Source organism: Microcoleus anatoxicus (assembly GCF_042465725.1).
Taxonomy (GTDB): domain Bacteria; phylum Cyanobacteriota; class Cyanobacteriia; order Cyanobacteriales; family Microcoleaceae; genus Microcoleus; species Microcoleus anatoxicus.
Map to the genome: position 1 here is coordinate 82024 of NZ_CP120853.1, position 14840 is coordinate 96863.

Genomic DNA, 14840 nt, shown 5'->3' on the forward strand with positions numbered 1-14840 from the left:
ACAATTCACGAAAAACGCGATCGCTATTCTCCTATCTTCCTCTTTTCCTCTGCGCTCTCTGCGCTCTCTGCGGTTAAAAAAAAATCAAAAATATCCGCACTTCAATGTTAATATAAATAATTCGTATCCCTCTGATGTATGAGTAATCGCCCGCCCAAAATTCCCCTAGTCAACCTCTCCCTGCAACACGAACCAATTAAATCTCAAATACAACAAATAATTGCCGAAATCATCGCTCAAGGCGACTTTATTTTAGGTCAAGCACTGGCAGAATTTGAAACAGCCTTTGCCGCAGCTTCTGGTGTAAAATATGGTATAGGAGTAGCTTGTGGAACAGATGCGATCGCCCTCGGATTGCAAGCTTGCGGCATCCATCCAGGGGACGAGATTATTATCCCCGCCAACACCTTTATCGCCACCATAATTGGCGTGATTCAAGCCAAGGCTACACCTATTCTCGTAGATTGTGACCCAGAAACCGCCCTGATTGACCTCACAGCAGCCGCCACAGCGATTACCTCAAAAACCAAAGCAATTATTCCGGTGCATTTATACGGCCAAATGGTGTCGCCTACACAACTGCTAGACCTTGCCAAAAGCTACAATTTAATCATCTTTGAAGATGCGGCCCAAGCCCATCTAGCTTCCAGAGAAGGATACCGTGCAGGTTCCTGTGGCAAAGCAGCAGCATTCAGCTTTTATCCTAGCAAAAACCTTGGCTCTTTTGGGGATGGCGGAATGTTAGTTACCAACGATGCAGAGGTAGCACAAAAAATGCGAACCTTACGTAATTACGGCGCACCAAGCAAATATTTACACACAGAAATCGGCACTAATAGCCGCCTCGACAATTTGCAAGCAGCCGTACTCAACGTTAAATTACCGTATTTAGAAACATGGAATCGCGGACGCACTTTAGCGGCCCAATACTACGATACCCTATTAGAACCGCTCAAACACAAAGGCATAGTACCGATCGCCAACCACAGTAGCAGCGGTCACATTTATCACCTCTATGTGATTCAAGTTACTGAGAAAAGCTCCATTAACCGCAATACCCTGCAAGCAAAACTCAGCGAAAATGGCATTCAAACAGGCATTCACTATCCCGTACCTTGTCACTTGCAACCAGCCTACCAAAACTTAGGCAACCCAGGAGACTTTCCCCATACAGAAACCCTGTGTCAACAGATTTTGTCATTGCCAATGTATCCCGGATTGAGTAATACTCAGATTGAGCAGGTTGTTGAGGCGATCGCATCATCCTTTAATAGCTAATTGTTAATATAAGTTAAAGTGATGATGTATCAATCAGTATAAATTCCCTTGTCAAATTTTTTGAGTGTCAAATTAAAAACTGTTGAACTCAATAATCACAACTAAAAAAATTTAAAATGATGCAAATCCAGCGCCAAATTCGCCTCCTCAAGCGATACCTCCTAGAAGAAGGTATTACGGTACTCCTAGTGCTGCTGTATGCGCCCCTGGTATTACACTGGTATGACGGATGGTTCAACAAAAACATTAGCATAGAACACGAATACTTCAGCCACGGAATTATTGGTTTACCCTACGCAGCTTATATAGCTTGGACGAATCTAAATAGCTGGCGGAAGTTACCCAACTCCCCTCATCCTTTAGGATTAGTGTTACTGCTACTAGCGACCCTTTTTTATGTGAGTAGATTAAGCGATTTGGTAAATTTATCTCTGTCCCTAATGCTAGGGAGTATTTGCTTGTGTTTAAAAGGAATACCAGGCTTGAAATTGCAGGGAATACCACTTTTTTTTATATTGCTCGGTTCGCCAAATCACATTCCTTACTTAATCGAACCCTACGCCTTGCCTTTGCAGCACTTAATTGCGGAAATATCGGGCTTAATTTTAATCAAAGCTGGTCTTAATGTCAGAGTAGAAGAAGTTTATCTGTATGTCAACGATCGCATTGTAGAGGTTGCACCCCACTGTGCGGGTCTAAAAATGCTGTTTACCAGTCTGTATGTTAGCTTAATGCTGCTGGACTGGACAGGAGTTGGGAATTCCTGCAAAAAAAGCATTTTATTTCTAGCGAGTACATCTATCATTAGTATCAGTTCAAATATCCTCCGCAATACTTTACTCACTTACTTTCACGGCACCGAGAAAGTAGGACTGTTTACTTGGCTACACGCCGGATGGGGTGGAGATTTATATTCGGCTTGTATACTAGGTTTATTGGTACTTTTGATCGACGGTATGGAAAAATATTTCCCAAGCCAGTCTGGCCATTAAAAAAATGATTTCAGCACGCAAACTACTAAAGCGATACCAGTTATTTAAAATTATCGTAATTATGTTTTTACTGGTACTGGTTGGGGCAGTAGCAATTCCGGGCTATGGTACGGGAAGGTGGCCCTGGACAAACCCGCCCGAAGTGACCAACCTCAAGCAATTAAAAACTTTACGTCAAAATGGGTTGACACTTCCCGGCTGGGAGGTAATCCGGGTGCAAAATAACGTACTAATTGGCGGTCACAAGTGGTTAGTTCAAGAAATTAAAAATCCTCAAACAATGGCAATTTTATTAATGTTGCCTCAAAATGGCCCCAAAGACCAGCCCCAGGTGGAATGGCTGGATATCAAAGGGTTTCATCGGTGGCAAACAGATGCCGATCGCACTTTGCCGTTTATAGTTAATTTAAACCCAGTACCAAACGCCAAGACTACAACCATCAAAGCCAGATTTTTCCGCAGCCGGAGTGCCCAACGCACCTTTGCGGTCTTACAATGGTACGCTTGGCAAAACGGAGGTTCGACCGCAACAAGTAGCTGGTTTTGGGAAGACAGCATGGCGAGACTGTCAAATCGTCGTGCCTCCTGGGTAGCTGTGTGCATCATTGTTCCCATTGAACCGGATACTGACATTAAAATAGCTGAACCCATCCTCAAATCTCTGGGTGAAATTGTGCAGGCTAAATTAATGGCAGAAACTTTTTGAAAAAATCGGGCAACCTCCACCCCCCCCTGCCCCCCCCAAGGGGGGATTTGGGATGGGACAACCCCCCCTGCCCCCCAAGGGGGGATTTGGGATGGGACAACCCCTCCTGCCCCCCCCAAGGGGGGATTTGGGATGGAGAAGGGAATGGTTCAGGGGAAAATACAATTTATCAAAAATAATTTAATTGAGCATGAATTATAGACATTTTAAAAGGAATAAAAATTATGTTGCTTTTTCCCTGACAGGTCTTTATTCAACTGTTTGGACTCTATGTTTTACAACTATATTTTGGGGTTTCAATGCCAAAGTTTTTCCTCAACAGACTTTAGCACAACCTGTGATTCCTAGTTCCGAATTGCTCGATCGCCCGCCACTACCAGTACCCACACCGCCACCAGCAAGACCTAACACGGACATCAACCCAGCCTTCCGCAATCGCCCCTACCGACTAGGCCCAGGAGACCAGATTGCAATTCAAGTTCAGCGCTTCCCAGAGCTCAATTTTACAGGTGCTATCAGCCCCGAAGGCATAATTATCATGCCGCTGATAGGCACTGTAAATGTACGCGGCCTGACCGTGGAACAAACACAGCAGCGCCTCCGCGAACGTTTAGCCCAATTTCTGAAAAATCCCCAAGTCTTCGCATCCCTGCTAGTTCAGCGCCCTGTAGTCGTGACAGTCACAGGAGAAGTTGCCAGACCCGGTTTTTATCCCCTGCAAACCCCCCAAATTCCCGCAGCCCTAGCGGCAGCCAGCGGTACGACTCCGACTGCCGAACTGCGGGCGGTGCGGGTGCGGCGGACACTGCCCTCCGGCGCTATTGCCGAGCAAATAGTTGACATTTTGACACCGTTGCAAACTGGTGTTTCTCCTCCAGATTTGCGTTTAGAGGATGGAGATGCGATCGTCATACCTTATCAACAGACTACGCCCGATCGCAAATCCGATCGAGATTTAGCATCCAGGTACAGCCTCGCAGCAGCCAGTACCCCTGTCCAAGTCACTGTCACCGGAGAAGTCAGCAAACCTGGTTTTTACACGCTTCCGGCCGGTGGTGGGCGAATTTCTGCCGCTTTGGTCGCTGCGGGGGGAGTTACCACAAAAGCTGATTTGCGGGCGGTACGAGTGCGACGGACACTGGTGAACGGCACATCTGTGGAAGAACCCATCGACCTCTACACTCCCCTAGCAAAGGCTAGGGACTTGTTTGATTTCCCCCTAGCTTCTGGAGATGCGATTATTATTCCCGAACTAGATGCTACTCGGAAAAATCTGGACTACGACAAGACTTTGGTTTCGCGCTCTACCTTAATCAAACCCCGGATCTACGTTCGAGTTTTGAGTTACGCTAGTGGTGGTTTGACCTCTTTCTACATAGAAAATGGTAGTACCTTTTTGGATGCTCTCAATAACTTGCCTGTAAATCTTGCGGATATGCGGAACATTGCCTTGATTCGGTTTGACCAAAAGCAAGGTCGAGCTGTCAGCCGCAAGATAGATGCTAAAGCTGCTTTGGAGGGAAATCTTTCTCAGAATCCAATGTTGCAAGATAATGATGTGATTGTGATTGGTAGGAATCTGGTAGAGCGAGTTGGTTTTGCTATCAATAGTTTTACTAGACCATTTCGCGATATTTTGGGTTTTATTTTGTTTTTTGAGCAGTTGAGAAATGGGGTAAAAAATTTGTTCGTACCTACGAATAATGGGAATTAGTTAACCAATAAGAAATAACCAATAACAAATAACCAATATTCCACAGTAGTCAACAATCCTTATGACTTTATCAGTTGTTAAACGTTATTTAATTGCTTTCGACCAATACAAATGGGTGGGATTGGCTACTTTAGCTGTGACTGTGGGCGTGTCGGGAGTAGTGGCAGTGCAGCCAACTCCGCGGCCGATTTACGTAGCATCAGGTATGCTCGCCTACCGTCGCCCAACGGTGATTTTTTCAGCGACTACTACTAAAATTCAACAGGAAGGACAAGAAATAACTAAAGATATGTTGCTGGATAAAAAAGTGCTTGAAGGAGCAGCAGAAAAACTCATCCAAGCAGCCGAAAAAAAATCTAATAAACAATCAGCAGCAAAAATAAATAAGGAAGAAGCAGCAAAAGAACTAGAAGATGTGACTAAAAGGCTGGCAAAAAACGTGCAGGTAAAGATGCCGACTAAGAATAATGACCCCAGCGCTTTGATTCAAGTTTTATACAAAAATGCCGATCGCAAAAAAGCCGAAATAGTAGCAGAGATATTGATGACAGAAATGGTCGATCGCAGCCAAACCATTAATACTTCCAGACTGCGAGAAACCATAGTCCAAATTAACAAGCGTTTGCCAAAAGTCACTCAAGAACTCAGAGAGACAGAGGAAAAACTCGAAGCCTATGAAAAACGAGAACAAACATCTATTTTAGCAGCTCAGAGCGGTACTTTGCCCCAAGCAATCACCAATAGCGAACAGCAGCAGCGACAACTGCGAGTGCAGTTGGGAGCAATTGAAGCTCAAATCAACAGCTTGCAAAATCGCTTGGGATTAAATGTGGATCAAGCTTACGTCTCTCAAGCACTCTCTGCCGACCCGATTATTGGCCAACTGCGAGTGCAAATTTTTTCCCTCGAATCTCAGCTCAAAATTCTCCGCAGCGACTTGCAGGAAGAACACCCAAAAATTGTAGAATTGGTCAAACAAAAACAAGCTTTTGACCAACAGTTGCAGCAGCGACAATCGGAGGTGCTAGGCGGTAACGGTGTCAGTGCTCCACTCCAAAGTGCCGATCGAATTCGAGTAGATTCTGCCTTAGATCCCGCCAGACAACAGTTAGCTCAAAATTTGATTGCTTTGCAAACACAAAAAGAAGTTGTGCAACAGCAAATCAAGGGAGTGGAGAAAACAGAACAAGAATTGCGCCGACAACACGCCACAATTCCTAATAAGCAATTAGAACAAGCGCGTTTAGCCCAGCAAGTCGGGTTCAAAAAAGCTCTCTACGATAAAATGCAGTCGGCTTTGGTAGATGCTGAAGCGGCGGTAGCCGAGACTACAGGTAGTTTGACAATTGCCCAATTGCCAAAAACTGATGATGTTGAGTCCACCAAGAGAGGTTTGCCGGTGATGCTGGCGGTGGGAGGCTTTGTGGGATTGCTGTTGGGCGGCGGATTGATATTTTTGCTGGGGATGCTCAACGGCAAGTTTTATAGTTGGGAAGAGGTACGGGCTGCTTTGGCGGAAAAGGAAGTGGCAATACTGGGTGTGTTACCGGAAGTGTCTATCCTTGATTCCTACGGCTTGGAGATGCCGATCGCCCTGGATGCCAATTCGCCCTATTTAGAATTTTACGAGCGGTTGCGCAGTAATTTACGCCGGATTGGTAACAAACCGGTGAAGGTGGTGTTGCTAACTTCGGCGGCGGCCGAGGAGGGAAAAACCTTTAGCGCTTACAATTTGGCTATTGCTTCAGCTCGATCGGGCAAACGGACTTTGTTAATTGAAGCAGATTTGCGCGAGGCTTCTCACATTGAATGTCTGCAAATCGCGATCGATCCTCTGGCGGCTGTAGAACCTTTACACTATTACGGCAATATCAGCGAGTGTGTCCGTTTAGTACCCAATGTGGAAAACCTATACGTCATACCGAGTCCGGGCTTTTTGCATCAGGCTGCGGGGGTACTCGAATCCAGCGAAATGCGGAGATTGTTCCAGGATGTTCGCAATCGCTTCGATTTTGTGGTGGTGGACTCTCCGGCTTTGAGCGAGTGCAATGACGCCCTCACCCTGGAACCTTACACTGACGGTATGATTTTGGTGGCGAGGCCTGGTTACACTCTATCGAGTATGTTGTCGGAAGCAGCAGATCAGTTGCTCGAATCTGATGACGAGGAGTCGAGTAAATCCCCGCGCTTGTTGGGGGCGATTATTAATGGTGCTGACATTGCGGTGAAGTTCCGCCACGATATTGAGGAAGTGGAAATGCCTTTGGGTGCGATCGACCATAGAGCCATAGAAGTGCGATCGAGCCGATTACCCCAGCAGCAGTCAAAGCTCAAAAAGAAAGCAACTAAATAGTATAGCCTTCTTCGCGACGGTTAGGAAATTCTGCTATTCCTTAGATTCCGGCCGCGATCGCCGCTTGTTCTGGATAAACTGTTCTAAATCGGCGATCGCATCTTCAAAATCCGACAAATTAATTTTCGCAGGTTTAGGCTTCTTGGGCGGACTAGAAGACTTGGGAGCGACAGCCGGAGACTGAGGTTCTACGGCTGGACTGCTGCTGGCTTCTATATAATCGAACAATTCATCAAGAGACTCAAAAAATGATTGAGCCGAGGCCCGGCGTGAATCTTTCTGGTCATAGTCTTCCATCATAAACCACTCCATTTGACCGTAAAATTGCAAACAAACTCTGCGAGATGCCAAGCCTTACAAAAATTAGACCCAAAAATGAGATTAAAATCAACAAGGGAAGCCAAAAAAGGCAATCACCGAATCCAGAAGTCCTACCAGACAATGCGACTCTCCAACCCTATTTAGCTTCAGCCCCGCTTACTTGACAATTAATACATACCCAACTTAAAACAATCAACTGTGAAAAATTAGTCCAAGATGCAGAAACCGGGGTTTTTTACGCAAATACTGCATTTTAGCCTTTAAGACTGGCGATCGCTTCGACCACGCCAGGGTGCTGTGGTATTTATGCGTCCAGGACTAAAAATTTCAGTTACTGGGGAAATTTGTCTAATTAACCCTAGTCTAGTCGAAAATAAGGATCGGGACTGATGCAAAGATCGCTGCTATTACAGGATTGCGATCGCCATGTACCAGCTTTAAATCACGAAAATACTGTATTTTTGCTTAAGTCCTCAGATAGAAATAACACTAGGAGAATCAGGTGACTCAGGGATTTGATTACGATTTAGCAATTATCGGCGCCGGCGTCGGCGGACACGGGGCGGCCATCCACGCCGTTAGCTGCGGGCTGAAAGTGGCAATTATCGAAGCGGGCGACATGGGCGGAACTTGTGTGAACCGGGGCTGTATTCCCTCTAAGGCGCTGTTGGCGGCTTCTGGAAGGGTGCGAGACTTGCGGAATGCTCACCACCTTAAGACTTTGGGTATTCAGTTGGGAAGTGTGGATTTCGATCGAGGGGCGATCGCCAATCATGCTAACACCATTGTCAGCAAATTACGTGGCGACTTGACCAACAGCCTCAAACGTTTGAATGTCGATATCATCCAAGGTTGGGGTAAAATCGCCGGTTCTCAAAAAATTACCATCGAAACCGATAAAGGCGAAAAAACGATTACGGCCAAGGATATTATTCTCGCTCCCGGTTCAATTCCTTTTGTCCCTCCGGGGATAGAAATTGACGGCAAAACTGTGTTTACCAGCGACGATGCTGTCAGATTGGAATCGCTACCGAAGTGGATTGCAATTATTGGTAGTGGCTATATCGGTTTGGAATTTTCCGATATTTACACTGCATTGGGCTGTGAAATCACGATGATTGAGGCATTAGATCAATTAATGCCAACTTTTGACCCAGATATTGCTAAGTTAGCAGAACGGGTGTTAATTACACCTCGCGATATTGAAACGAAAGTGGGTGTTTTGGCGAAGAAGATTACTCCTGGTTCGCCAGTGATTATTGAATTAGCTGATTTCAAAACTAAGGAAATTGTCGAAGTTTTGGAAGTAGATGCTTGTTTGGTAGCAACTGGCCGAGTTCCGGTGAGTAAGAATTTGGGGTTAGAAACTGCGGGCGTGGAAACGATGCGCGGTTATATTCCAGTTAACGATAAGATGCAGGTTTTGGCTGGGGGAGAACCGGTCAAAAATTTGTGGGCGATCGGCGATGTGAATGGCAAGATGATGTTAGCTCATTCTGCGTCTGCTCAGGGTATTGCTGCGGTGGAAAATATCTGCGGGCGCGATCGGGAAGTGGACTATTTGAGCATCCCAGCAGCGGCATTTACTCACCCAGAAATTAGCTATGTGGGGATGACTGAATCTGCGGCGAAGGAGTTAGGCAAAACCGAAGGGTTTGAGGTCGCTTCTGTCAAGAGTTATTTTAAGGGAAATTCTAAAGCTATTGCGGAGGGTGAAACCGACGGTATGGCTAAGGTGATTTACCGGAAAGATACTGGGGAATTGTTAGGAGTTCACATTTTTGGTTTGCACGCTTCGGATTTGATTCAGGAGGCGGCAAATGCGATCGCGCAACGGGATTCTGTTCACACTTTAGCATTCCGAGTGCACACTCACCCGACGCTTTCGGAAGTGTTGGATGAGGCGTTTAAACGGGCGGCGGGAGCGGGTAGTCATTAATTTGTAGGGGCGGAGTTCCCAAAGCGTGTCAAATTGAATCTAAACCCTCGATCGATCTCGTTTGTAGTCGAGTCTCGATCCCCCTAAATCCCCCTTAAGAAGGGGGACTTTGAAATCCGGTTCCCCCCTTGGGAAGAGGGGCTTTGAAGACTCTTGTCCCCCCCTTGTTAAGGGGGGTTAGGGGGGATCTCCGGGTTTTAAAACACGCCATAGTGGGGGGCGAGAGCCGATCCGAGCAACAAAAGACTGGTACTATGTTTGACGTGTTTGTTGACACTAATGTGCGATCGTGACCGCCCCTTTTTGAGAAGTGTGTTTAAATGGAACTAAACCAACGCAAAGAATTATTTAGCAAAGCTTACGTGCGTGCTGTGGCGGCAGTTGCCGGCTGTTCTGTAGATCAACCTGAGAATGATTATGATAGCGTCGATCTGTGTATCAAGGCGATCGGCTACGATCCAATGCAACCACACCGCCTCGAATTGCAGTTAAAATGTACTTCAAGAGATGTACTTGATACTGAATCTGTGCGATATCCGCTCAATCTCAAAAATTATAACGACTTAAGAGTCACCACCTTTATTCCCCGCCTACTAATTGTGGTTTTAGTACCGGAAAATATCGGGGAATGGATACAACAGTCTGAGTCGGAAATGTCGCTCAAACATTGTGCCTATTGGGTATCGCTGCGGGGAATGCCGGAAACTAGAAACACAAATCGCATTACTGTGGAATTGCTCCGACGGAATCAGTTTACACCAGATGCTCTTGAGTCAATTATGCAGCGTATTCGGAAAGGAGGCATACCATGAAAGTAACTGTACAGGATTTTGAAGTTTTCAAGAGTTTAGATGTGAATGCGATCGTAGCATATTTACAAAGAAATGGCTGGCACGAACATAGCCGAATTTATGACAATAAAGGAGCGATTTGGGTCAAAAAAAATGATGCTGGAGATGTGTTTGATATCGGGCTACCCTTGACAAGGGAGTTTGCCGATTATCCAGCTCGCATGGGAGATGCTGTCAAGACGCTAGAACTTACAGAAAATCGTTCTCAATTAGAGATTTTAAGCGACTTAGTTACTTTGTTAGACAATACGGAAATTCAAGGGTTTGTTGTGAAAGTCGATCGCGAAGATGGAGAGAAAATTGCTAAGGTAGTAATGATGGGGTTTGTTGTGGGTAAGTTGCAGAAAATCTATCTCGAATTGAAAGAAAATGATTTGAATTTGGCACTGAAAGCTTATCAGGAAAGAATTCCTGTCACTTGCGGTGGCGATTTTGTCAAAGAGGGCGGATATTTTGCGGTGAAAAATCTGCGGGAGTTTGCTTTGATGGTAGAGGAAGCTAAAGGAGATGAAAGTACGCGCGACGTAGCTATCCCGTAGGGAATCGCAGTTATTTAGGGCGGCGGTAGAGTGCCGATCGCACTTTGGGCTAATTCGAGAAATTGCTCACCACAGTTAATTTGCTCCGCAGCTTGCTCGATAGTGACAGTATCAAGTCCCCCGTAATCCCCACTATTTCGCAAGTCTTGAGCATCGATTAAGAATCGGTGAAACTCAGCAGGAACTCTTCCTGTCCGGGCAAATTCTCTGCCGAAAGCTCCAATTACTGCGGCATGACTGGAAAATGACATTCCTTCGCCATCTAAAAATGCTTCAGCAATGTAAAACATGGCATAATAAGCGCGAGATGCTGCATAGTCTGGGAAACCATTATTTAGTAATAGCTTTGCCGCCGATAGACTTTGACGAGCTTTCAGGAGCAAGTCTAATTGTTCTGGTTTCATAAAGCTATTCCGTCTTTGCGAATGTTCCTCAATAAAGGCCCGTTGTAGTGTGTAAATCGCTGTTCGTCCATAAACAGACAGCTAATCACTTCATCATTCTGGAGCGACAAATCGGCTCGAATGTGGCTGGTTCTTTTAATTTCTTCGCCTGGATTGACTTGCCCTTTGAGGACGACTAAAATATCAATGTCAGAGTCTGGGCGTGCATCGCCTCTGGCTTGGGAGCCGTAAAGTACCATTGTGACAAGGCGGCTGTCGTAGATTTGCTCGAAGTGCGATCGGAGTTCTATCAATATGTTCTTAAGTTTATGGTTAATGCTCATATTTGTGATCGATGATTTAGCTGTTTCTTCTGGTGAAAGTCCGAGAAATTCTTCTGCTGTCCCGATAGTCCATCCTGCTGCTTCTAAGCGTTGGCGTTTAGCTGTGTCCATAAAATACCTTCTCGCTCTCAATTTAAATTTTGTCGTATTGCTTCAAGTGCTTTTTACATTCTTAAGGCGATCGCACTTTAGGCAGAATGCTGCAAATCTGGCTAAATCTTAGCAACAACAAAAGGAGATTCGATATCGAGCGACCAGTTTTCATCAATCACTTTGAGATTAGTATCTAAAATCAGAGTCAGTTCACCAATTTCATCCTCACCATCATCGATCACCAGGTTGTTTTCAACCGCAGATAGATCGGCTTTTAGCAAAAATTTAAGTTTAATCCAGTGCGAGGTGGGATGGTTGTTGATAATATTTGTGCCGAGCGATCGGGCGATCAACTCAGCACAGATAGGATGAATGAAAACTATTTCTTCATAAAACTTATTGTTGTCCCAATAACCGCGTATTTTGTAATTGCAGGATTGCAGATGTTTCTCGATTAGGTGATTTAGGGCGATCGGTGCTAATAGTTGAGCAAGTTCATCCCAAATTTGGTAATCTGTCAAAGTTACTGCATTCAAGAGATTACACTATGACTCTTTTTTAAACTCTTTCCCAAAACCTAACTGTTCTATCCTTACTACCGCTTGCTAGAGTTTTACCATCAGGACTGAAAGCAAGCGATGTCACTGCTGCTCTATGTTCTTGAAGCACAGACACGGATGTCATAGTCTCAACATCCCAAATTTTAATATAACCCCTATCATCTCCACTAGCAATTAGTTTACCATTAGGACTAAAAGCAACTGTTCTAACTATAGCTGAGTGTTTTCCACTCTTTAATTCTTCAGCCCCAGAGACATCCCAAAGTTTGATACTACGGTCATCGCCACCGCTGACAAGTATTCTACCATCAGGACTAAAAGCTAATGAATTGATAGGTAATCCATTAGACGAACTATGCGCTAGGAAACTTTTAATCTTTCTTCTAGTATTCCAATTATAAGACTGAATATTTCCCTCACTATCCCCAATGGCAAAAATATAGCTATATTCGTCTGGGCTAACAGCTATAGCCCTAATCTCACTTACAAAGTTCTCAATTGGTTGTCCTCTTTTGCCACCGGTTTTAACATCCCAGAAAAAAATTATTTTATCTTTACTGCCACTAATTAGCATTTCGCTATCTGGAGTAAAAGCTACGGGTATAATTCTACTGAACTCACTGTTTTTATGTCCATGAATTTCTTTATGCTCTTTTTTTTCCTCAATATTCCATAATTTTATGACACCATCTCCGATTTTTTTAATGATTCCACTAGCGATATACTGACCATTAGGACTAATGGCAATAGGATGAGGATAGCTGAATCCAATATCTTTATTGCTAAACAAAATATTTTTGTTTCTCTCGAAATCGCTATCGCTGATAATAATTGTTTGTTGGTGTTCGTATCTAATGGCAATAGAGTTACCTTTGGGTAAAAATGTCACTGATGTAACTTCACCATCAAAATCATTAGTCCTTTGCTTTCTCCATTCTTGACTTTTACTGCTTTTTTTATGCGGATCTACCTCTGGAAAAACTGGCGCTTTAGGTTTGTCTGGTTCCTGTGGTTTCTGGATATCAACACCATAAGGATCTAGTTTCTGATATTGTAGGCAAGATTCAGAACTATCTTGTGGTAAGCTAAAACATACTGAGGGTATAGCAGGTTGATAACTGGTCCATTCCCAAAATTCACGGTAAGGTTGAATAATCATTCCGTGAGCCATTTCGATAGCATCTTTAGTAACTATCACATCTGAGAGTAATCCCTTAATAACAATTCCTTCAGTTAAAAGAATTTCTCTGCCACCCTCCGGTTTGTCTTGTAAAACTCCACTTCCTTCAATTCCCATGTCTTCAAAGGTTGTTTCAATCACTCGAAAAACTATGGTTAATTTACCGACTTTAGATTTATGTATTTCTCGGTAGAAAGCCACATTTTTTATCTTACCACCTGCTGCCTCGGCAAGAGTATTGGCATCACCAACTTCACACATAAAGTCAGGGGCGACAATTGTTCTATAGTCAAGGTCGCGATTAGCGCTAACTAAAAAAGGCCAACAATCTAAATTGTTCATAAAGGTATTACGAAGATAGATCGGAATCGGGGAAACTTATATAAAGTTGGTTTTGGATCGAGTTAAAGCTGCTGAGAACAGATGCTAGGGCGCTTCTTTCATCGCTTATTTTATTCAATGCGTCAGCTTTTTGCCGACGCAATTCGTCACTTCTTTCCGCCGCTTCTCTTGTTTTTTGTTCGGCAGATCCTGCCCAATTTTTAATTCCAGGAAAATTTTTGAACCATCCTGGTAAATTTTGACTGAATTTTTCCCTACCAGAAAGGTCTGCTTCAACTTTAGTTGATCGGTTACTTACTTCTGAACCCATTTTAGCAAGTTCTTTTTCTTGATTCTGGATCATATCCGGTAAAACACAAGCTAGGGGAACTTCTACCTGAAATGGTTTAGGCAGTTTTCCTAGAATTTTTTCCATACCGCCACCAGGTAAAGGTTTAGCGAAACCTTTACCAAGGGAACTAACAGGAATCAACCTGGTTAGAGATTTATCTTGTTTACGGGTGGTAACTAGATTCTGAAATGCGTCACTAGATTCTAATAATTTCTCTCTTACTTGTTTTAAAGAGTATCCACTACTTTCAACAATATCCCATTTGCTAATGACAAAATGAACTGGTTTTCCAATACCTCCAGTCATTATATTAAGCATATTCTGTAACTCATTAATAACCCATACTACTCCTTCCCGTTCTTGACGCATCAGCGCACAAATTTTAGCTCCGTCTAACAATCCAAGTAGAACATCAGCACTTTTTATCTTTTGATCAAAATCAGAACCACCTTCCATCTCGGCTTCAGTAATTCTACCGCCTGCGTAATCGAGATAAACAAATTGGCAAGCAGAGTATTTAGTCCCATTTCTGTTGATGGAGCAGGTAAAAACCCATTCTGAGATTTCATTACGATCCGTCCCCGGAGGCCATTTTGTTTCTGTAGCGACTTCGGTGTATATTCCATTCAGTTTCTTGCGCTTTTCACCATCAATCTCTAGGAAAAATCCCCATTCCCCTTGACCGGACAACTTATGAAACATACTTCCCAAATACACTGTCTTGCCAGAATTACGAGGCCCCAGCATTATAATTCGATAACTGTACATGGATTTTACTACTTAATAAGTTTTTTGTGGATGGCTTTTGTTTTTAGCTTATTTGCTAATATCTTAAACAGATCAAATCACATATTGGGGGATAGCACAATGGAATTTAATGGAATTTAATGGATAATTTACCAAGTGGGTAATTT

Annotated in this window: 14 protein-coding genes; 8 read left to right on the plus strand and 6 right to left on the minus strand. The window is 44.0% G+C overall.

The window, feature by feature from the left end; genetic code table 11:
* Positions 1-138: 138 nt before the first annotated feature.
* The 5 genes from P2A85_RS00365 to P2A85_RS00385 all read left to right on the plus strand — a co-directional run bounded on the left by P2A85_RS00365 (position 139) and on the right by P2A85_RS00385 (position 7043).
* Positions 139-1278, plus strand: a complete 1140-nt coding sequence (locus tag P2A85_RS00365; RefSeq protein WP_377476963.1) for a DegT/DnrJ/EryC1/StrS family aminotransferase — start codon at positions 139-141, stop codon at positions 1276-1278.
* 119 nt (positions 1279-1397) lie between these two features.
* Complete coding sequence (gene crtB, locus P2A85_RS00370; RefSeq protein ID WP_377481779.1) at positions 1398-2270, plus strand: cyanoexosortase B; 873 nt, start codon at positions 1398-1400, stop codon at positions 2268-2270.
* A gap of 4 nt (positions 2271-2274) precedes the next feature.
* On the plus strand, positions 2275-2976 hold the full coding sequence (locus tag P2A85_RS00375) for a cyanoexosortase B system-associated protein (RefSeq protein WP_377476964.1): 702 nt from the start codon (positions 2275-2277) through the stop codon (positions 2974-2976).
* Positions 2977-3166: 190 nt separating this feature from the next.
* A complete protein-coding gene (locus P2A85_RS00380) occupies positions 3167-4690 on the plus strand; it encodes a polysaccharide biosynthesis/export family protein (protein ID WP_377476965.1) in 1524 nt (507 codons plus the stop codon).
* A gap of 61 nt (positions 4691-4751) precedes the next feature.
* Positions 4752-7043 carry a GumC family protein gene (locus P2A85_RS00385; RefSeq protein WP_377476966.1) on the plus strand — a complete coding sequence of 764 codons (2292 nt, stop codon included), beginning with the start codon at positions 4752-4754 and terminating at the stop codon, positions 7041-7043.
* Between the two features lie 33 nt (positions 7044-7076).
* Here P2A85_RS00385 and P2A85_RS00390 read toward each other — a convergent pair whose 3' ends face one another.
* Complete coding sequence (locus tag P2A85_RS00390; protein WP_377476967.1) at positions 7077-7394, minus strand: hypothetical protein; 318 nt, start codon at positions 7392-7394, stop codon at positions 7077-7079.
* A gap of 472 nt (positions 7395-7866) precedes the next feature.
* On the opposite strand from P2A85_RS00390, the gene lpdA reads away from it, so the two are divergent.
* From lpdA to P2A85_RS00405, 3 genes are all read left to right on the plus strand, one after another.
* Positions 7867-9303 (plus strand): dihydrolipoyl dehydrogenase, encoded by a 1437-nt coding sequence (gene lpdA / locus P2A85_RS00395; protein ID WP_377476968.1) that lies wholly within the window; start codon positions 7867-7869, stop codon positions 9301-9303.
* A gap of 320 nt (positions 9304-9623) precedes the next feature.
* A complete protein-coding gene (locus tag P2A85_RS00400; protein ID WP_377476969.1) occupies positions 9624-10115 on the plus strand; it encodes a DUF4365 domain-containing protein in 492 nt (163 codons plus the stop codon).
* Entirely contained in the window at positions 10112-10693 is a 582-nt protein-coding gene (locus P2A85_RS00405) for a hypothetical protein (RefSeq protein WP_377476970.1), read from the plus strand. The genes P2A85_RS00400 and P2A85_RS00405 overlap by 4 nt, the downstream gene beginning before the upstream one ends.
* Positions 10694-10707: 14 nt before the next feature.
* Here the strand turns inward: P2A85_RS00405 and P2A85_RS00410 are convergent, their stop codons facing one another.
* The 5 genes from P2A85_RS00410 to P2A85_RS00430 all read right to left on the minus strand — a co-directional run bounded on the left by P2A85_RS00410 (position 10708) and on the right by P2A85_RS00430 (position 14628).
* Positions 10708-11097, minus strand: a complete 390-nt coding sequence (locus P2A85_RS00410; protein ID WP_377476971.1) for a HEPN domain-containing protein — start codon at positions 11095-11097, stop codon at positions 10708-10710.
* Positions 11094-11531, minus strand: a complete 438-nt coding sequence (locus P2A85_RS00415) for a nucleotidyltransferase domain-containing protein (RefSeq protein WP_377476972.1) — start codon at positions 11529-11531, stop codon at positions 11094-11096. Before P2A85_RS00415 ends, P2A85_RS00410 begins: the two co-directional genes overlap by 4 nt.
* Before the next feature lie 101 nt (positions 11532-11632).
* Positions 11633-12034 (minus strand): hypothetical protein, encoded by a 402-nt coding sequence (locus P2A85_RS00420; protein WP_377476973.1) that lies wholly within the window; start codon positions 12032-12034, stop codon positions 11633-11635.
* 37 nt (positions 12035-12071) lie between these two features.
* Positions 12072-13595 carry a WD40 repeat domain-containing protein gene (locus P2A85_RS00425; RefSeq protein WP_377476974.1) on the minus strand — a complete coding sequence of 508 codons (1524 nt, stop codon included), beginning with the start codon at positions 13593-13595 and terminating at the stop codon, positions 12072-12074.
* 7 nt (positions 13596-13602) lie between these two features.
* Entirely contained in the window at positions 13603-14628 is a 1026-nt protein-coding gene (locus P2A85_RS00430; protein ID WP_377476975.1) for a hypothetical protein, read from the minus strand.
* Positions 14629-14840 lie beyond the last annotated feature (212 nt).

Coding starts and splice junctions, on each gene's coding strand:
- P2A85_RS00380 (WP_377476965.1), top strand. CDS start 3,167: ATGAATTATAGACATTTTAAAAGGAATAAAAATTATGTTGCTTTTTCC.
- P2A85_RS00415 (WP_377476972.1), bottom strand. CDS start 11,531: ATGGACACAGCTAAACGCCAACGCTTAGAAGCAGCAGGATGGACTATC.
- P2A85_RS00405 (WP_377476970.1), top strand. CDS start 10,112: ATGAAAGTAACTGTACAGGATTTTGAAGTTTTCAAGAGTTTAGATGTG.
- P2A85_RS00410 (WP_377476971.1), bottom strand. CDS start 11,097: ATGAAACCAGAACAATTAGACTTGCTCCTGAAAGCTCGTCAAAGTCTA.
- P2A85_RS00365 (WP_377476963.1), top strand. CDS start 139: ATGAGTAATCGCCCGCCCAAAATTCCCCTAGTCAACCTCTCCCTGCAA.
- P2A85_RS00385 (WP_377476966.1), top strand. CDS start 4,752: ATGACTTTATCAGTTGTTAAACGTTATTTAATTGCTTTCGACCAATAC.
- P2A85_RS00425 (WP_377476974.1), bottom strand. CDS start 13,595: ATGAACAATTTAGATTGTTGGCCTTTTTTAGTTAGCGCTAATCGCGAC.
- P2A85_RS00430 (WP_377476975.1), bottom strand. CDS start 14,628: ATGTTTCATAAGTTGTCCGGTCAAGGGGAATGGGGATTTTTCCTAGAG.
- crtB (WP_377481779.1), top strand. CDS start 1,398: ATGCAAATCCAGCGCCAAATTCGCCTCCTCAAGCGATACCTCCTAGAA.
- P2A85_RS00400 (WP_377476969.1), top strand. CDS start 9,624: ATGGAACTAAACCAACGCAAAGAATTATTTAGCAAAGCTTACGTGCGT.
- P2A85_RS00375 (WP_377476964.1), top strand. CDS start 2,275: ATGATTTCAGCACGCAAACTACTAAAGCGATACCAGTTATTTAAAATT.